The organism is Nostoc cf. edaphicum LEGE 07299 (assembly GCF_015207245.1).
Taxonomy (GTDB): domain Bacteria; phylum Cyanobacteriota; class Cyanobacteriia; order Cyanobacteriales; family Nostocaceae; genus Nostoc; species Nostoc edaphicum_B.
Map to the genome: position 1 here is coordinate 1 of NZ_JADEXF010000822.1, position 3022 is coordinate 3022.

Genomic DNA, 3022 nt, shown 5'->3' on the forward strand with positions numbered 1-3022 from the left:
GAGATGAAAACCTCAAACGAATTCCTGTAGTAGTTTTGACGACTTCTCGGGCTGAAGAAGATATTCTCAAAGCCTATAACCTTTTTGCCAACTGTTATATAACCAAGCCAGTAGATTTCGATCAATTCGTTAAAATTGTCCAATCAATAGAAAATTTTTGGTTTGCGATCGTAAAACTGCCGCCGGAGTAGGGGAAATGGCAGGTAAAAATATTATTAAAGTCTTATTAGTAGAAGACAACCCTGGTGATGTCTTATTGTTACAAGAGTTATTCAAAGAAGTTACCACAGTTGTAGTTGAGTTGATGCCCGTTGAACGGCTTTATGAAGCAGTCAACTATCTAACAAACGAAATTTTTGATGTAATTTTGTTAGACCTCTCCCTACCAGATAGCCAGGGATTGCAAACCTTTGTCATCGCTCACAATCAAGCAAAAGCAACTCCAATCATTGTGTTGACGGGTATAAATGATGAAACCCTGGCAACTAGCGCCATGCAACAAGGAGCGCAAGATTATTTAGTGAAGGGGCAAGTAACTGGTGACTTGCTGGTGCGATCTATGCGTTATGCCATCGAACGTCAACGGGCAGACAACGCACTCCGACAGAGTGAGGAGCGATTTCGGGTTGCTCTTAAAAACTCTCCAATCTTTGTCTATAACCAGGATAGAGATTTACGGTACACGTGGGTTTACAATCCCCCATCTGGATTGACAGTTGAGAAAATATTGGGCAAACAAGACTTAGATATCATCCCAGTAGAAGATGCTCAACATCTGATCGCAATTAAACGTGGAGTGCTGACTACAGGCATTGGAACGCGAGAAGAAGTATCAATTACCATCAAAGATACAACGCGATATTACGATTTAACCGTCGAGCCACTACGCAATGAAACCCAAGAAATTGTCGGGGTGACATGCGCCAGTATAGATATTAGCGAACGACAAGCTGCCCTACGCGATCGCAAATTGGCAGAAGAAAAAATTCGCGAACAAGCAGCATTACTAGATGTCACCACAGATGCCATTTGCGTCCGAGATTTAAACAATCAAATTATCTTCTGGAACAAAGGTGCAGAAACACTTTATGGCTGGCAAGCTACAGAGGCTTGGGGTAAAAATGCTAGCGAACTTTTGTATGACGAACCTTCACCGGAAATTGAAGCGGCTCTATTGCAAGCTATTAGTAAAGGTAAGTGGCAGGGTGAGTTAACAAAACTTACTAAAATGAACAAAGAAGTCCTTGTCGCTAGTCGCTGGAGTCTGGTATGCGATGAACAAGGAAAACCCAAATCAATTCTCACCGTTGACACAGATATTACCGAGAAAAAGCACCTAGAAGCCCAATTATTTCGCGCTCAACGCCTGGAAAGTATTGGCACTTTAGCTAGTGGTATTGCCCACGACCTCAACAACATCCTGACACCGATTTTGGCAGGAGCGCAACTCCTACCGCTGAAATTTCCTGATGCAGATGAGCGGACTCGTCATCTACTAGAAATTTTAGAAATTAACGCTAGACGCGGTGCTGATTTAGTCAAACAGGTGCTGTCCTTTGCACGCGGTGTAGAAGGGAAGCACATCACTTTGCAACTCAGACATATAATTGTGGAAATTGCCAAGATTCTTAAAGAGACCTTTCCCAAATCGATAGAAATCAGCATTAATGTACCGCAAGATTTGTGGATGGTTTCTGGAGATAGTACCCAACTGCATCAAGTACTGATGAACCTCTGCGTTAATGCCCGCGATGCTATGTCCAATGGCGGTACTTTGAGTATCTCTGCCGAAAATATGTTGATTGATGCAAATTATGCTCGCATGAACTTAGAAGCCAAAGAGGGGCCTTACATAGTGATTACTGTCTCCGATACTGGAGTTGGGATTCCTAAAGAAATGCTAGATAGAATTTTTGAGCCATTCTTTACTACAAAAGATGTTGGACAGGGCACGGGTTTAGGACTTTCCACAGTATTGGGAATCGTTAAAAGTCACGGAGGTTTTGTGAACGTGTATAGTGAACCGGAAAGTGTCACTAGCTTTAAGGTTTACTTGCCAGCAGTGGGGGGAATAGAAACACTCAGCCCCGAAAATTTGTCACCACAGACAGGACATGGAGAATTGATTTTGGTTGTGGATGATGAAGCTGCTATTCAAGAAATTACAATAACATCATTAGAAGCTCACAACTACAAAATCTTAGTTGCCAGTGATGGCATTGAGGCGATCGCACTATATGCTCAAAATAGAGACAAAATTAGTGCCGTCCTCATGGATATTATGCTGCCCTCACTGGATGGTTTAACAGCTATGCGTACCTTGCAAAAAATCAACCCCCAAGTCAGAATTATCGCCAGCAGTGGACTTATGTCTGACAATAAGCTCAGTGCAGTCGCAGCTATTGGTGTCAATACATTTTTGTCGAAGCCCTATACTGTCAACGAATTATTGCTTTCTTTACAGAAAGTACTATCGGAAGTCAACTAATTACGTAAATATACTGTTAAAGATGAGTGCAAAAAGCTGCCTTGACGAGAATTTGGGTTCTTATCTGTATATTGTGAGTGGAAGTAGCTACTAGATTTTGAGGATTGCTGGTTTATTTGCGATCGCCTTGCATATTTTAAGGCACATTATAGAATATTTATCAATTCATTTTATTTATTGCGATGCCTACGGCGGGCAAAGCCTACGCAACTTAGTGTAGGTTGACCATTATCTTATCGATAACGGCCACCCATTAATTACCCCTACACATTAAATCGGAACAACATTACGTCCCCTTCCTGCACAACATACTCTTTACCTTCACTACGAACCAAGCCTTTCTCCTTTGCAGCATTCATCGAACCAGTCGTTACCAAATCTTTATAAGCGACAGTTTCGGCACGAATAAATCCCCGCTCAAAATCACTGTGGATTACACCAGCAGCTTGAGGTGCAGACATTCCCGCATTAATTGTCCAAGCGCGGGTTTCTTTGGGGCCACAAGTGAAATATGTCCGTAAGCCTAAAAGCGTG

2 protein-coding genes and 1 pseudogene are annotated in these 3022 nt (G+C 42.3%); 2 read left to right on the plus strand and 1 reads right to left on the minus strand.

Annotated elements, in window-relative coordinates; all coding sequences use genetic code 11:
* Together IQ229_RS21170 and IQ229_RS21175 are read left to right on the plus strand one after the other, a co-directional pair.
* A pseudogene (locus IQ229_RS21170) lies at window positions 1–191 on the plus strand (response regulator); the annotation flags it as partial.
* A gap of 5 nt (window positions 192–196) precedes the next feature.
* Complete coding sequence (locus IQ229_RS21175) at window positions 197–2488, plus strand: hybrid sensor histidine kinase/response regulator (protein ID WP_194047098.1); 2292 nt, start codon at window positions 197–199, stop codon at window positions 2486–2488.
* 263 nt (window positions 2489–2751) lie between these two features.
* On the opposite strand, the gene IQ229_RS21180 is transcribed toward IQ229_RS21175, so the two are convergent.
* Window positions 2752–3022 (minus strand): DUF933 domain-containing protein (locus IQ229_RS21180; protein ID WP_194047100.1); only part of this gene is annotated, 271 nt, incomplete at its 5' end.

What these genes read in the sequence shown, in the direction of transcription:
- IQ229_RS21175 (WP_194047098.1), top strand. Translation starts at nt 197, where the DNA reads ATGGCAGGTAAAAATATTATTAAAGTCTTATTAGTAGAAGACAACCCT.